16 protein-coding genes are annotated in these 16322 nt (G+C 44.3%); 1 reads left to right on the plus strand and 15 read right to left on the minus strand.

The features are described from left to right. From L6I86_RS15455 to L6I86_RS15500, 10 genes are all read right to left on the minus strand, one after another. The gene (locus L6I86_RS15455) at positions 1-414 is read right to left on the minus strand and encodes a S24/S26 family peptidase (protein ID WP_236288435.1); all 414 of its coding nucleotides are present in this window, start codon (positions 412-414) and stop codon (positions 1-3) included. A 28-nt stretch (positions 415-442) separates the two neighbouring features. Then, a complete protein-coding gene (locus L6I86_RS15460; RefSeq protein ID WP_236288437.1) occupies positions 443-712 on the minus strand; it encodes a PqqD family protein in 270 nt (89 codons plus the stop codon). Beyond that, positions 712-1500: a hypothetical protein gene (locus tag L6I86_RS15465; protein WP_236288439.1), complete on the minus strand. Its 789-nt coding sequence runs from the start codon at positions 1498-1500 to the stop codon at positions 712-714. Before L6I86_RS15465 ends, L6I86_RS15460 begins: the two co-directional genes overlap by 1 nt. Before the next feature lie 71 nt (positions 1501-1571). Continuing rightward, a complete protein-coding gene (locus tag L6I86_RS15470) occupies positions 1572-1766 on the minus strand; it encodes a hypothetical protein (protein ID WP_056608890.1) in 195 nt (64 codons plus the stop codon). A 12-nt stretch (positions 1767-1778) separates the two neighbouring features. Further along, positions 1779-3491 (minus strand): hypothetical protein, encoded by a 1713-nt coding sequence (locus tag L6I86_RS15475; RefSeq protein WP_236288441.1) that lies wholly within the window; start codon positions 3489-3491, stop codon positions 1779-1781. A 21-nt stretch (positions 3492-3512) separates the two neighbouring features. Further along, a complete protein-coding gene (locus tag L6I86_RS15480) occupies positions 3513-4796 on the minus strand; it encodes an efflux RND transporter periplasmic adaptor subunit (RefSeq protein WP_236288442.1) in 1284 nt (427 codons plus the stop codon). A 46-nt stretch (positions 4797-4842) separates the two neighbouring features. After that, a complete protein-coding gene (locus L6I86_RS15485) occupies positions 4843-5514 on the minus strand; it encodes a CpsD/CapB family tyrosine-protein kinase (protein WP_338113413.1) in 672 nt (223 codons plus the stop codon). Next, positions 5495-6256, minus strand: coding sequence for a YveK family protein (locus L6I86_RS15490; protein ID WP_236288443.1), 762 nt, complete (start codon positions 6254-6256; stop codon positions 5495-5497). The genes L6I86_RS15485 and L6I86_RS15490 overlap by 20 nt, the downstream gene beginning before the upstream one ends. 213 nt (positions 6257-6469) lie before the next feature. Continuing rightward, entirely contained in the window at positions 6470-6772 is a 303-nt protein-coding gene (locus tag L6I86_RS15495) for a helix-turn-helix domain-containing protein (protein ID WP_056608875.1), read from the minus strand. Next, positions 6769-7791: an HD-GYP domain-containing protein gene (locus L6I86_RS15500; RefSeq protein ID WP_236288445.1), complete on the minus strand. Its 1023-nt coding sequence runs from the start codon at positions 7789-7791 to the stop codon at positions 6769-6771. The genes L6I86_RS15495 and L6I86_RS15500 overlap by 4 nt, the downstream gene beginning before the upstream one ends. A gap of 252 nt (positions 7792-8043) precedes the next feature. On the opposite strand from L6I86_RS15500, the gene L6I86_RS15505 reads away from it, so the two are divergent. Beyond that, positions 8044-8760, plus strand: a complete 717-nt coding sequence (locus tag L6I86_RS15505; RefSeq protein ID WP_338113414.1) for a hypothetical protein — start codon at positions 8044-8046, stop codon at positions 8758-8760. 251 nt (positions 8761-9011) lie between these two features. Here the strand turns inward: L6I86_RS15505 and L6I86_RS15510 are convergent, their stop codons facing one another. The 5 genes from L6I86_RS15510 to kdpB form a co-directional block, all read right to left on the minus strand. Further along, positions 9012-9710: a response regulator gene (locus tag L6I86_RS15510; protein ID WP_236288446.1), complete on the minus strand. Its 699-nt coding sequence runs from the start codon at positions 9708-9710 to the stop codon at positions 9012-9014. Positions 9711-9766: 56 nt separating this feature from the next. Further along, positions 9767-11281 (minus strand): DUF4118 domain-containing protein, encoded by a 1515-nt coding sequence (locus L6I86_RS15515; protein WP_236288448.1) that lies wholly within the window; start codon positions 11279-11281, stop codon positions 9767-9769. Between the two features lie 5 nt (positions 11282-11286). Then, positions 11287-13590, minus strand: coding sequence for a histidine kinase (locus tag L6I86_RS15520; RefSeq protein ID WP_236288450.1), 2304 nt, complete (start codon positions 13588-13590; stop codon positions 11287-11289). 72 nt (positions 13591-13662) lie between these two features. After that, positions 13663-14226, minus strand: a complete 564-nt coding sequence (gene kdpC / locus L6I86_RS15525; protein ID WP_236288452.1) for a potassium-transporting ATPase subunit KdpC — start codon at positions 14224-14226, stop codon at positions 13663-13665. A gap of 28 nt (positions 14227-14254) precedes the next feature. After that, entirely contained in the window at positions 14255-16291 is a 2037-nt protein-coding gene (gene kdpB, locus L6I86_RS15530; protein ID WP_236288454.1) for a potassium-transporting ATPase subunit KdpB, read from the minus strand. Positions 16292-16322 lie beyond the last annotated feature (31 nt).

Consider the following 16322-nt stretch of genomic DNA (forward strand, 5'->3'; position numbering starts at 1 on the left):
CTATCCTTGTATACGCTTCCTGCGTGCTAAATAGTGATTTAGAACTAATGATATTGGAGGAACTCCTAACACGATGTATCCCCAGGCTTGAGCTGCCCAACCGTCTACATGAATAATTCGTTCATTCCGCTGTATCCAGTCCATTCTACCTATCAATAACTCCTGACCAATGCCTTCATCACATGCCAAATTCGTATCTCCCTTACAATGCAGGATGATTCCCTGTTCTAGCCATGCCTTCCGTAACAAACGATGAGCAACTAAACTTCCATATCGCGTAAAAAATAGAACGACATCGCCTTTCTTGATATGATCAGCTTGGGCAGGTACAAACCTGCATATATCCCCCATTTGAATAAAAGGATACATACTTGTACCTTGAGCCGGAAGCTCAATCCAACCGTTTTTATCCATAGTTTGTACAATTAGCTGCCTACATTCCTTAGGAAATTGCATGTTGTACCAGGCCTCGTCTAATCATATCCTGCAAAAAGGCTTCAACGTCAGCTTCAACTGGTTCATCCAGCAATTCATACTCCTTTCGCACAGCTTCACTGATCGAACTCACCGTTTGTGCTACCCCTAGCAATGACCAGCAAAATCCGCCCACGCCATTTAGTTTCGTTAAGGTGTATTCATCCGTGTTCAAAATAATCCATTCCATATCCAATTCAATGGACTCATAGTCATTCATCCGGAGGTACTGGGACATTAGGAAATCAGCTCCCAAAATGTATTATTTTTTTGAAACTGTAACTCACTGATCGAAATGGAACGAACCATTTGTCGTAACATTTGGAGGATACGAATTGTTTCATCTGGTCTATGCGTCCAATAAAAAACTTTGTCCATAAGATGTAGAAAAGCATCTGATTGACTAAGCGAAGCAACATGATTCGTACGTGCCTGCTTCAACAAGTAAATACCGGCAAGCGGGCTGATTTCTTTGGATCCAGTTCGGGAAAGTTCACTTCGAAACGGAGAATCAAACACAGTCACATGACTGGAAGTAATTTTGACAATTGTAGCTTCATCGGATAGAAGCTCGCGAGGATATGACAGCTTGGCAGCAGTTGATTTACCAGCGCCAGAGTACCCAGCGAACAAATAAGCTTTATCATGATCGACCACACAGGAAGAATGGATTAATAACCCCCATCCAACATGTACCAAATAAGAGCTATATAAGTTCATCCATGCATGCTTCAACGCCAGTTCGTTATAAACAGCAATTGTAGCACTACGATAGTCATGTTCGGCTTCAATGAAGTAGTCCGCCCTACGATAGCAAATCTTATTTGCTTCTGTTGATATCTTTACCTCATAGTCAACAAATGCTTCCCCATAGCCCTCACTTAATTGAAGCCTGATATGAGGCGTAACCTTTGGTGGTTGGGTGATCAAGAAATTGTTGCACATCCAATTTAGAATCATAGTTGATTGACATTGCACTTCAATCGTATGCTCACCAATTCTCGTATAAATGAGTTCCATGTTCATCACCTCGGACTTCTATATAAAGCAATCGTGGAGGTCAAGTATTCAGAATATTGACCTCCATCAACTTCTAATTAATGCTTCCCATTATGATGAGGTCCACTATATGGTGGGTTAGGATAATGAATGCCACCATTTCCATTCCCATTGTGATTGGTATTGCCCTGGCCTTTATTCCAGCTTTGAGCTGTTTCAAAGCGAACTGGCTGTTGGCTTAAAACGCGGGGACGCGAATATCTTCTTGGTTTCATTGCTGTTTCATTTTCCATCGTTCATCTCTCCTATCGGTTCCATGATTGTATGAGTCTTCTTACCTCACCAAATGGTGTATCAATAATTTCATACATGTTCAACTTTACCGTGGTTTCTTGTCTATCATAATCAAAGTTCAGTGTCTGCGGGCCGCTGACAATCTTATTCTCACCTGTGAATGAAAGCACCTTAGAGGTCATAATCTTATTCGATGAATCCACAAGCTCCAGTCTCAATTTAGACGATCCTTGATCCGCTACAACCTCATCTTGGAGTTTAATGTCAAAATCAACATTTAACTTGTAGGAATACGAGTTTCCTGGACCCATAACATAGTAGGCAGCTAACGACCAACTATTTAATGTCGTCTTAAAAGGATAGAAAGCTTTATCAGAGGAATCATCCGCCACTTTGGTCTGAAAAGCAGCCACAGGGAAATTATAGGGCTCCACTCTTTTCGTATCCAGAATTTCCATTGCTAATCGAGCACCTGTTTCTGTATTCGGAACAATATAGGAGTAGTAGATAACATAGCTGATATTAGGAATCAGAGTTTCGACTTTCGTATCTTGCCTATTACCCAAATACTTATTTCCACTACTGCTTGTCAAACTGGTTTGAAATTTCGGAACTTGAACAGGTCCCTCACTCTTATTAAGCAATTTAAACTTAGCAACAACAGCTTTAAACCCGCCACCCGTACTCTCATTCATTTGCAAGTCAATCATGGATACTTCAACCTCTGGGCGAATGAGACCACTTAATGGATCAAATTTGATAGGCTTGTTCAACTCATACATGGACAGTTGATTCATAAAACGCTGTGTGCTGGTAGCTCCAGAAAGATTGATCATCAATCTCCCGATTTGATAAGAGCTATGTGATTTATCCTCACCTACAAAATCTTCAGGCGTTAATATGACTAAACTCCTTAACTCTGCTTTGTTTTTTACGGGGATCGCATAGTACACATAATTCTTCTCACCTGGATCCAAGGTGATCGTGTCTATGTCTATACGTTTTCCGTTAACGGTCTTATTCAATGTTTTCCCGTTGACTCGAAAATCAGCTATCGTAGTTGCCTTGTCACCCACATTGGTAGCTAGAAAACCAACAACTGTAACGGGGCCATCTGGTGTAATCTGTTCATTCAAGCTCACAGGCTTGTATTCGACACTGCTTGATAACACAGGGATTTTAAACGTATTATCCCATTGCTTTATCAACGCTGGATCAGAGATAGCAGCCTTTTCCCCTTTCCACTCCATGTCAGAAATCGGAACCGAGATGATCCTTGTTTCATGCTTGGGATAGACGAATTCATCAACATCCAACCAAGACAGTTCAGTTAAAGCGAAGTCATCGTATCGATCTACAACATTCATATAGCTTAGTTCAACCGTCTCTTTCGGTTGTACATTTCTAGGATTTGCTTGACTCGGACGCATAATATATTCCAAACCCTCTTGTGTCTTCGCACGAACTTCATATTCTGGAACGCCGATTAAACGATCTCCAGCATTATAAAGGCGAACAACAGCACCTATTCTAGCGCCATTTGGGCTTGGTTCATTCAGAATACTTTTCACTTCCACGTTAATAGCATCTGTAAGTTGATAGGTCAATTCTGTTGAGGTTTGTGTGTATTTCGCATCCGCTGCTACATGAAAGGAGGCGGATGGAATGACTAAGGAGGCCGCTAAGATGAACATAATCGTCGTTTTTTTCCAATTTATTTTCAAGTCGAGTCACTCCATTTTTAATTATTGCTCTTCCACGGCCGTCATTTGAACTTTCGTTTTATCGACTAACGCACCAGGGTTCGTTTTAACAACAAGTTCCCCTTCTTTAAGGCCTGAGGTCACTTCTTGATTGGGTTCATTCAATCTTCCCAATGTAATGCCGCGTTTCTCAACGGAATCACCCACAAGTACAAAGACAAATGCTTTTTCGCCTTCTTTAACGATGCTATACGTCGGCACTGTTACAACAATCTGGTCTGCATCATCTGACATTTGAAGCTTGAGCTTCATCCCTGGCTTCAAGAGTATATCTTTATTCGGTACCTCTAAATTGATTTCATAGGATTTGCTCTCAGGGTCCATGACCTTTGCGAGATAACTGATCGGTCCCTTAAATTTTGTTTTATTTCCAGTCAGTAAATAACCCATTTCAGTCTTACCACTAACTAGTTTCGTTTCATCTTCAGTAAGCTGCGCTTTAATTTTGATAGGATCCAATCTTTGAATAATTCCAACCTGAGATCCTGAAAGCACAGGCATCCCAATTTCTAGTGACATCTCGGTTAGTAATCCGCTAACTGTAGCTTTCACTTCTAAGTTTTGCATAGATTGATTTAGCTGTTGCAAAGCAACTTGGGCTCCTTTGAGCTGTGACTCAAGTGCTGAGGTAGCGTCAATAGGCTCTAATTGGCTTTGCTTTTTCTTCAATTGATCCAAATCCATACGAGCATTCATCATTTGAGTTTCCATCTGATACAACTGTGCTTTGGTTGCTAGTCCTATATCATAGTCATTTTTCATTTTGTTATAGCTCCGTAGGAGTGTAGTCATATTTAACTCCATTTTTTGAATCGCATTGCTCATCTCTAGTCTCTGATTTTCCGTTTCTCGTTGAGCCTTTATTTTCGCTTTCTCAATGGATTCCTGAATAGCCGTTATTGCAGCCGCAGCCGAATCTCTTTGGACAAGAGCCTCACTCGATTTGAGTCGAAAGATAACGTCCCCTTCTTGAACCATATCTCCACGCTTTTTCAAAATTTGCTCAATATCGCCTGATGCCTTGGCGACTACAGTAAATTGAGCGGAGGATTGCACTTCGGCGGCCCGCTCTAACGGATCTCCAATTTTTTGCTTGATTACCTTAAATGCTTTCACAGATGGGATGGCTTGATCTTTATACACAGACTTTGCGTCATTACTAGTGACAGCTGTGTCTGAGCAGCCTGCCAAAATACCAATGCTTAGCGTCAATATGCACACGATTCTTCCGGTTCGTAGATTCGGCTTTCGTCTTTTTTGTCTCATTAGCTATAAACTCGCTCCCCTTACTTTGATTTTTCAACATAACGGATTAGAGGTAAGCATTGGCCTCATGATTTCGTACTTCGTTCAAAACGACCCCGATCAATTTTACATTTGCAAGCAATAGCTCTTCTTTCACTTTCTTAGCTACATCACGTTTGACCTTTCCATATTCAACGATGAGAAGTACTCCGTCACACTTCGTCGCTATAATCTTAGCATCCGTAATCGTTAGAAGAGATGGCGTGTCCACGATGACAATATCGTACATCTCCCTTAGTGTGGCTAAGAGGGCATCCATTTGCTTCGAAGCTAGTAAGCCAGAAGGATTCTGCGAGCTTGGTCCTGAAGTAATAATTGAAAGGTTCTCCACAATTGTCTCCCGAACGAGTTCGCTGACATGTGCCTGACCCTCCAAATAATTGGTAAGTCCCCGTCTATTCTCATCACTAAAAGCTTGATGAATGGATGGATTTCGTAGATCCGCATCCAGCAGCAACACTTTCTTTCCGATTTGCGCGTAGGCCACAGCCAAGTGAACTGCTGTTGTAGTTTTCCCTTCACCTCGGCTTGAGGACGTGATTGTAATCGATTTTGCCTCTCGACCAAAAGTAGAGCACTCGATATTAAACCTCAACGATCTATAAGCTTCTGAAGTTGAGGAGTTGGGATGAATGTGCATCATAACGGGGGAATTAGAATTAGTAGCTAGTTTTGGCATATGAGATGTCCTCTGCTTTTTTGCTAATTTTATTTTTCCGCTTTACGCGTTGCATGCTCTTTTTTACTTTAGGTATGTAAGCCAAGGTCGAGAGTTCAAAAACCTCACGAATGTCCTCTTCTGTTTTCAACGTATCGTCCAAAGCATCCCATAAAAGAATGATACCAACTGTAGCGGCCAAGGAGACAAGAAACCCTAGGATGATATACTGATTCGATTTCTGATTTATAGGCGTTGGATTATCTTGAACCTTAGCTCGATTCAGAATCGTAATATTATCAACCTTCATAATGTTAGGAATTTCTGACTGGAACACATCAGATACCGCGTTCGCAATGCGCACGGCTCGTTCGTGTGAGAGATGTCGTGCAACAATCGACATTACCTGCGTTTCATTGATATTGGTTACATTGATTATCGAGATTAATTGGTCTGTGGAGACGTGTAAATCGGGGTAGCGTTGAACAACTTTATCCATAATTGCTGGTGTTCTAATAATTTCCTTGTAAGTATTAATGAGAGACATATTGACTCCAATGGCTCCATAATCAATTTGTTCTTTGCCCAGTTGATCTTGCTCTGAAGTCTTATTCACAATTAATTTTGTAGAAGCTTGATAGATTGGGACATAGTTTGATGTCGAATACATAGCTGTCAAAATTGTACAAGTACCTACAACTAAAACTATGATCCACCAGCGTTTTAATATAACCATCAAATATTCCTTCAAATTAATTTCCATAATTCCCCTCCATAGAAGTCTATTTCGATTTACTATGATACTATTTGTATCTTAATTGTTACTCTTACTTTAAGATACTTTTCGTATCATGTCAACACAATATTATTGATTTTTAGTTCCAAATCGTATCGAAATTAAGCGAGCTATAGAATGCAAAAAGCAGCACTTTCCCCCTAGAGGATAGGCTGCTTTTACTAGGTAAAACTCCCTTATTTATCTCATTCCCATCGATGCTACGCGGACTGACTCGCCGGCACCTAATCTTGAAACTAGCAGAGCTTGCTGCAACAGTAACGCTAGTAGCTTCCGCATGGAGCCAATGCCGATTTTACCCATAATATTGGCAAGGTGAATTTTCACTGTTTTCTCACTGATACAGCAATTTTCGGCAATTTCTTTGTTGGTATATCCATATGTAGCAAGTAAAGAAAGGATTTCGGTTTCACGTTGAGTTAGACCATAGTTGGAATAAAATTGAAGTAAAACGTCTGACTTTTCTGGATTTATTGGCTTCATATGACAACTTCCTTTATATGAATGTGTCTTTCCCGACTAAGATCAAGAAAGGTATTTTCGATTTTTACGAGTGGATTCGTATCATCCGTTGGATTAATATAGACGACTTCGCCCCAGCGGCCATCCGTGAGAAGCACTTGCCGGCCCACTAGATTGTAGATGATATTCTGTAAAAAAACGGAAACAATATGCGGATCTAATTCGCCGAAGAATCCTTTCCTTAAGCGGCTGACGACCTCGTGAAAAGGCATCATTTCGTGATAGGGCCTCTTCGATGACATCGCATGGAATACATCTGCAACAGCTACGATACGGCTCATTTTATCGAGTTGACTATCTTGCAGCTGCAGGGGATATCCCGTGCCATCTGCTCGCTCATGATGCTGAAGGGCAACCAAAGCTACACGATAGTTAATGCCTACCGTTTCTCGCAGCATATTGTAGCCAAGAATGGTGTGTTTTTTAATTTCTTCATATTCTGCCGTCGTTAATTTGCCCGGCTTCATTAATATTTCTTGAGAAACTTTGATTTTACCCACATCATGCATGGTTGCTGCTAAAGATAAAAGCGCAACTTCTGTCTCTGCGAGCTCCATCCATTTGCCAATAAGTGTCGAAAGAATGCCCACGCCAATATTGTGTTGATGGGTGTATTCATCCTTGGCCTTAACGGCTTGGAATAATTGAAAGAGATCCGGATTGTCGGCTGCTTGCTGGACGATAGGAATTAATTCTGACTTAATCTCAAGCAGTGGTATTTTCTTTTTTGTCTGAATACGTTCGAATAAGTCTTTGGCATATTCCGTCGCTTTTTGAACAAGACGGTTCGCATCATGATCAGGTGCAGATTGCGTCTGGCCATCAGGCATAGTCGTGGTTACGATATCCATCGCGTCAATGCGATGCTGCTTAAATAAGTCCAAATGCTCTTGATTGAGAAAGGTATGGATAGGAACTAAGACTAGCCCATAACTTGTTGTCACATCATATCTTAATCTTTTACCCAGTAGGTCTCTCAAGATATCCCGCTCCATTATTTCAAAATCATACCAATTTCTATTATATACGACATGTCACTTCGCATATATGGGAGAAATAACCTATATTTCGACAAATTAATCTAGGTTAATTTTCCCAGTTCGCGTTATAATAGCATTCCATATAGGACTAGCGATCCTTTACTTTTGTTATTTGCTATCCGTGACATCCGTCTATCCCCCTGCATATAGTAAGTATCGACAATCCGCTTTTACCTAAGGAGGACTTCACGAATGGCATCGAACAAAAAACAAGAACTGCGCGACGTAGAGCTTGAAACGGAGATTTCAAAAAGCGCGGCCACGGAATCAGACTATCCAACTGCGTACTATCCACAAACACAAAATACGCCGTACCCTTACGGCTATCCCGTACCCCAATACTACGGCTGGGTACCAGCCTATGATCCACGCGGCCTAGGTGGCCTCGGCATCCCTGGCTTCCCAGGGACTGGCGGCATGATGCCGGGCTTCCCTGGCGGTCCAGGCGGTTTCCCGGGTGGACCTGGTGGATTCCCTGGTGGTCCAGGCGGTTTCCCGGGTGGACCTGGTGGATTCCCTGGTGGTCCGGGTGGTTTCCCGGGTGGACCTGGTGGATTCCCTGGCGGTCCGGGCGGTTTCCCGGGTGGACCTGGTGGATTCCCTGGCGGTCCGGGCGGTTTCCCTGGCGGACCTGGACCAGGGCAAGGCGGATATCACCCGCCAACCTCTGCGCCACCATCCCATGTACCGCAAAAGCCGCTTAAAGCACCTGGTGTTTACGCCGTAGATCCAGGCGGCATCTCCCGCTGCTTGTTCAGATTCACATATATCTGGCAAAGCAACGGACAACAATACTGGTATTTCCCAGTGTTCGTTGGACGGACATCGATTTCTGGATTCCGTTGGACCGGATTCTCTTGGATGTTCTTTGGGATTGATTTGCGCTTTATTGACTCCTTTACTTGTTAATTCATCACGACAAATTAAACCAGTTAACATCGAGTTTTCCGGATGTTAACTGGTTTTTGCAGGTGCATCCTGTAACTACATTTGTATGAACAGGAAAATATGCAGTTATTTGCGAGGAATTTCTTCGAAAATTCGATTTAACTGTAGAAAATCCATCTATTCGCCTCAAAGATCTAGATTCTTATATCTAAAAAAGCTTCCAACACCACGCCATCGTGGGGGTAGAAGCTTTTTTCCTTGAGCACCCTTCGTTAGCTCTCTTGCCAAGCAAACCGATACCCAATCCCCGGCTCCGTCAAAATGTACTGAGGTCTTGCCGGATCTGTTTCGATCTTCTTCCGCAAATGTCCTACATATACCCGTAAGTACTGGCTGTCAGATTCATACTGCTGACCGCCCCACACTTGCTTGAGCAGTTGCTTATGCGTCATGACACGGCCAGCATTAACGCCAAGCACCTTGAGCAAGTCATACTCGGTTGGCGTTAGCTTCAGCTTCTCCCCATGCAGCTCGACGCTGCGCTTGGCTAAATCAATAACAAGCTGGCCGAGCTTCAGCACAGGCTCATCGGGTGCTTTGGCTATATGCCGAAGAGCCACACGCATGCGGGCCATGAATTCGCCCATGCCGAATGGCTTCGTCACATAATCGTCTGCGCCGCGATCTAAGGCAGCGACCTTGTCATGCTCTTGATCCTGCGCCGTTAAAATAATGATGGGCACATTCGACCACTCTCGAATGCCATCCAGAACCTCCATACCGGTCATATCCGGCAGCCCTAAATCTAACACGATGAGATCCGGCCGGAACATTGCCGCCTGCAGCAAGCCTTCCTGCCCAGTTGCAGCTTCTGCCGTTTCAAATCCGTGGGCGGTTAAGGTGACACGCAATAATTTTCGTATTTGCGCCTCATCATCAATGACTAAAATTTTCGCGCCCATTGTTGTCATGTTTCTCTCCGTCCCTCTTAGCGAATTGCAGACATATAGTCAGAAACTTGCCTGCACTACTGTGATAAAGACAAGCTCAGTTCAATAACTGTACCCTGATGACCATCCTTCCTCGCGCTAGCGCGAATTGAACCGCCATGTGCTTCCACAATACTTCTACAGATCGCAAGCCCAAGGCCCGTGCCAGGAATATGCTTCGTACGATCACCTCGATAGAATTTCTCGAATACCCGTTCCCTATCAGCTGGAAGAATGCCCGCTCCTTCATCTGCAATCGTCAAACTCAGCATGTCGCCGTCCTTCTCCGCTTCAATTCGAATTTCGCTTCCTTCAGGTGAGTACTTAATGGCATTGCTGATCACATTCATGAGCACTTGTTCCATTAGAACTTCATCCAGCGGAACGGAAGGCAGATCCGGATCAATAGCTATGTTCACAACTCTATTGTGCAGAGCATCCTTCAACTGTGTTAAGGCGACACCGACTACATCTTCGATCCCACACCACATTTTATTTAAGCGCAGCATACCGCTTTCAATCCGAACCATGCCGAGCAAATTCCCCACAAGTCTATTCATGCGCGTAGCACCCTCACGCGTCGTCAGCAATAATTCTCGCCGGTCATCGGGGCTAAAGACGTCCTCTCCTTCGAGCAATCCTGTTACGGACCCAATAATTGTTGCCAATGGCGTACGCAATTCATGGGAGAGTGAATCCAACAAAGCTGTGCGTAGCTTCTCCGACTCAGCAGTCAATTGTGCCACTTTGGCCTCATCCGCCAGTTTGACTCTCGAGATCGCAACAGCCATTAGATCCGAGAGCGCCTCGATGATCCGAATAAGCTCTGGCATCTCGGATATTAATCGATCGCGAACTTGTACAGCGAGCACGCCATGTACCTGCTGATCTGTCGCTAAGGGGACATACAGATCCGATGATTCACTCAATGTTCGAGTCCCTCTCCCCGCAATCGTATTATTACGGTTCACCCAGCCAGCGATTGTTAGGTGGGCTTCATCGTTGGCCCAATCTCCACTATCCTTCGAAGAAGCTTCTACCTGTTGTTCGCCATGTTGATTTGGCAGAATGATAGCAGCCTTCGCATCAAGTGTATCGGCAACATGCTGTAGAATCTGCTTTAGCAAAATGTCTAGGTCTGAAATCGCAGTAATCTTGCGGCTTAATGCATACAGCGCAGCGGTATTCGCTTCTTTCTGCTGCGCCTGTTGGAATTGATTTCTAAGCTTTGAAGCAAGGCTTGACGTAAGGCCAGCCACACATAAGAACACAACAAAGGTTAGGATATAACGCAAATCAGCGACTGTAAGACTGAGTAGCGGTGGAACAAAGAAGAAATCAAAGGCTAAAACACCTATTGCCGCAGCAAAAAAAGAAGGTCCCCTCCCCCATCGAACAGCACTAAACAGAACTGGAAATAAGTAGAGAAGCGATATATTGACGAGATCAAAGAAAAAATCAAAACCTTTTAAAAATATCGTCAACAGGACGATAAAAAGTGCAGTTACAGCATACGATTGCCAGTTTGTATGTTCTTTTTTTGGAGTTTCCATAAGGTTTAGTTTACCTTATTTCTCGAAATTTGACACGAATCATAATCGGCAACAATGAGTACATCCATTGTGCTTGCATGTGGCAAAAGCTTTTGGACGATAGCATCTTTCCAAACGATGATTTGTGTAGCTCCAGCGTTACTTGCTTTCGCCGCAAAAACACGGGGAATTTGGTTACGATTCACTACCTCTTGATAGGAGAATTCGCCTCCCAAGCGAATGGTCAGCTTTTCTAACACTTCTTGCTTTGGCTTCCACTCGTCATAGGTAGGCCGATCCGCTATGAAGGTTACATGCCAAGCTGCTTTAAGCCGATGCGCAATGCGAAACCCCCGCCGAATTAAGCGATCCGCCTGAGAAATTTCCGTCACACACACGTAAATAACTTCTTTCCGCCGCCACGGACCACGCAGAGAGCTCTTACGCTCCATGGATTCCAATCGTTCATCAACATCATCCGCAATTTCACGCAGCGCTAATTCACGTAAGGCGATCAGATTTCCCGTCTTAAAAAAGTTATTTAACGCCTGATCTACTTTGACCATCGCATAAATCTTGCCGTCTTTCATCCGCAGCTGCAGTGCTTCTGGGGACACATCAATTAACTGAACTTCATCTGCAGTACGCAGCAGACTATCTGGTACGGTTTCCCGGACGCGAATACCCGTTATATGCTCAACGGCATCATTCAGGCTCTCCAAGTGCTGAACGTTGACAGTCGAGATAACCGAGATGCCAGCTTCCAGAATTTCCAGCACATCTTCATAGCGTTTCTTATTCTTACTTCCTGGTACGTTCGTATGTGCAAGCTCATCCACTAAGACTACTTCAGGTCGCAGACGAATAATGGCTTCTGTATCCATCTCCTCTAGTCTTACGCCTTGATATTGATTTACTGCTCGCGGCACAATGTCAAGATCACCCACTTGCTGGGTCGTCTCTTTTCTTCCATGGGTTTCAAGCAAACCTATCTTCACATCAATCCCCTTCTTAAGCAGATCATTGCCTTCCCGCAGCATCGTATATGTTTTACCGACACCAGGCGCAGCGCCAATGTACACCTTGAATCTGCCTCGTCTGATTTTTTCGATTTTCGCCTCCACTTCTTGTGTGCTCAGACGTCTATATTTGTAAGGCTCCTTGGGCGTGTGGATATGAGCAGGCAGAATACGCTCTCCCTCTTGAGAAGCACGATCGGCTATCAGAAACACATCGATATTTTTGCTTCTTTTTAATACACCATTGATAACGGAGCCTTGTAAAAGAGTTTGCCATCTCGTTTGTTTGGAATGCCCTAATACAATACGTGTAACATGATTGGCATTCGCATAGTCCACTAAAATCCGAGGAATGCAGCGGCGATAAGTAAGCGGCAGCTCTTCAAATTTACCTCCTACTTTTTCTACAAGCTTCATAATGGACCTTCGAAATGTTGCCGCTTCTTTGGTAAGCGTTTTACCTTGTTTACGCAGCGTGACTACATGTAGATCGCCATTCAATCGCTTCGCGATTTGTTGACCTCGGCGTACATAAATGGATCCATTCCAGTGATATTGCGTTGTAACCAGAATACGTTCTGTCGCTCCGGACGGCCCCTGAAACCCCATTTGTTCACGATGTGCTTCCAAAGAATCATTGACATCCTCAGCAACTAGACGGAGGGCTAATTCTCGCAGCACACCTAAGTTCCCCCTTTTGAATAGGGCTGCATCTTTGTTGCCCTTTAAATGCCCCTCTCCTAGCCGAGTTAAAATCGTTTCCGGCGTTGCATCGATGAGTCTCACCTCATCGGCCAGTTCTAATGTATCAGACGGAACGCAGTGACCCACTTCAATACCTGTCAGTTTATGAGCAACCTCCATCGTCCCTTCTAGCTCATAGACATTCACCGTGCTGATCACGCTAATATCATGCGAGAGTAAATATTTAATATCTTCGAGCCTAGTTGGGAATTGAGCACCCTCCCGGTTTTGATGAGCAAGCCCATCAACGAGAACAACTTCAGGGTTTCTTTCGAGTAAGGCATCCAAGTTCAGATCCTTTTGTTCCACGCCGTCTTTCATCCAATGAATGCTTGGTACTCTCTCCAAATCTCCTAATTGTTCCACGGTTTCCGGTCGTTGGAGCGTCGAAACCGCACAGATAACCACATCGATACCTTGTCCCTTGAGATTATGACCTTCACGCAGCATGTGATATGTTTTACCAGATCCGCTAACCGCCCCGATATAAATTTTCAAGCTGCCACGGTGCAGTTTGGAGATGGATAATAGAATCTCTTCTGGTGTTTTTCTTTTGAAACCATCCATCATAGTGACCTCCTTCCCTGTCTCTAAAAGTGCAGAAACCACTCTCATATCGAGAGTGGCACCCTGCTTAGTTTACAATTTCACTTGTTTAAGCAGTTCCCTATTTAGTTCAGTCACATTGACTCTTGGTTCCCCAAAAATACCCAGCTGCCGCTCTTTTGACATGCGGTCAATTAAATCATTAAGCTCGTTCGCGGTGATCCCGGTTTCCTTACTAATTCTTGGAACTTGGGCTTTCGCTCCTTCTGGTGACAAGTCCGGATCGAAGCCTGAGCCAGAAACAGTAACTAAATCTGCCGGAATTTCAGTTAGCGTAGGATTTTCAGTCTTTAACGCGGCAATTTTCTCTGCCATTGCCTCTGCATAATCGCTGGAAGCTACCACTGTATTGGAGCCAGCTGATGCTGTAGGGTCATACTTGGCTGCCGATGCTCTTGGATGAAACAGCTTTGGAGACTCGAAGTTTTGAGCCAGCAATTCCGATCCAATAACCGTACCGCCTGATTCTATGAGACTGCCATTTGCTTGTTTGGGAAATAAAACTTGAGCCACCCCTGTCGTAGCAAGTGGATAAATAAGTCCACAGACGATCATGAACAATAACGATACACGAATAGCTATCATAACCGATTTCATAAAATGATCTCCTCGTTTCTCTATCTCTTTACACGATGCTTAAGCCGTGAAGTACCATATCAATGATTTTAATCCCGATAAATGGTACAACCACACCACCGATACCGTAGAGCAAAATATTACGTGACAACAGCCTATCAGCCGACATCGCCCGGTACTTAACACCCTTCATCGCAATGGGAATCAACAGCGGGATGATGATAGCATTGAAAATTAAAGCAGATAGAATGGCCGATTCTGGTGATGCCAGATTCATAATATTCAAGGCCTGCAGCTGCGGCATAGCTAGAATGAACATCGCAGGAATGATCGCGAAGTATTTAGCAATGTCGTTGGCGATCGAGAACGTCGTCAAAGCCCCGCGAGTGATCAATAATTGTTTACCAATAGAGATCACCGATAGCAGCTTGGTCGGATCGGAATCCAGATCGATCATGTTCGCCGCCTCTTTGGCAGCCATCGTTCCTGAATTCATCGCGAGACCTACATCCGCTTGTGCAAGTGCAGGCGCATCATTCGTGCCGTCGCCTGTCATGGCAACGAGTTTGCCTTCCTGCTGCTCTTTCTTGATTGCGGCAATTTTATCTTCCGGCTTCGCTTCAGCAATAAACTCATCTACACCAGCCTCGAGTGCAATCGTTGCAGCCGTAAGTGGGTTATCCCCTGTACACATCACAGTTTTGATACCCATTGCGCGAAGTTCCGCAAAACGTTCCTTCAAGCCCGGTTTTACCGTATCCTTAAGGTAAATAACACCATAGATTCGCTCGTTAATCGCAACTGCGAGTGGCGTGCCTCCTGCTTTCGCGATTCGGTTCGTTATCGCTTCTAAATCAGCTGGAATTTTGCCACCATGCGCAGTAACATAGTTCTTGATCGCATCAACCGCACCTTTGCGGAATTTCACACCGTCTGCTAGATCAAGTCCCGACATCCTCGTTTCTGCGGTAAACTCCACCACTTCTGCATCCGAGTAATGATCAGCTTGCCAAGACTCCCCAAGCTTGTTCGCAAGCTCGACAATCGAGCGTCCTTCTGGTGTTTCATCCTTCACAGAGGCTTGTAGAGCTGCGAAAGTAATGTCTTTCACCGATCTGCCACCCACGGGCACAAACTCGGAAGCCATCCGATTACCGAACGTAATCGTCCCTGTTTTATCCAGAATCATCGTATCGATATCACCAGCAGCTTCAACAGCCTTACCCGACATCGCTAGCACGTTAAACTGCGTCACACGATCCATTCCAGCGATACCAATCGCTGATAAGAGACCGCCAATTGTCGTTGGAATGAGACATACCAGCAGCGCAATCAACGTGGAAATTTCTAATTTTACGTTTAAATACGAAGCTATCGGAACCATCGTCATCATGACAATTAAGAAGATCAATGTCAGTACAGCAAGCAGCGTTGTTAACGCAATTTCGTTCGGCGTTTTCTGCCGTTTGGCACCTTCGACAAGCGCAATCATACAATCCAAGAATGATTCGCCGGGATCCGTCAACACTTTGACAACGATATAGTCAGAAGCTACCCGTGTACCGCCTGTCACAGATGAGAAATCGCCGCCTGCTTCCTTAATTACCGGAGCAGATTCCCCAGTAATCGCTGATTCATCAATAGAGGCCAAACCCTCAATAATTTCACCATCGGAGGGGATAAGCTCTCCAATTTCAATGCGTACTACATCACCTTTGCGAAGCGAAGTCGAAGACACTTGCTTATAAGTGCCATCCTTTTGAACTAAGCGAGCCATCGTATCGGATTTCGTCTTCCTGAGGGATTCGGCCTGCGCCTTACCGCGACCTTCCGCCAAAGCTTCGGCAAAGTTAGCGAATAGTAAGGTGAATAGCAAAATCAAGAATACCGCGATGTTATAACCCCGCCCTACTTCCGAGCTGCCAAACAACTCAGGTGCAAGAGAAAGCAGAAGCGTAATCACCGTACCGATTTCCACCACGAACATAACCGGATTCTTCATCATGATCCAAGGATTTAATTTTTTGAACGAATCCACGATAGCTTGATTCACAATATCTTTAGTTAATGTTTTTTTACGTTCCACAGTCCCATCAATCCTCCATCTCTATTACGTC

The organism is Paenibacillus allorhizoplanae (genome assembly GCF_927798215.1).
Taxonomy (GTDB): Bacteria; Bacillota; Bacilli; order Paenibacillales; family NBRC-103111; genus Paenibacillus_E; species Paenibacillus_E allorhizoplanae.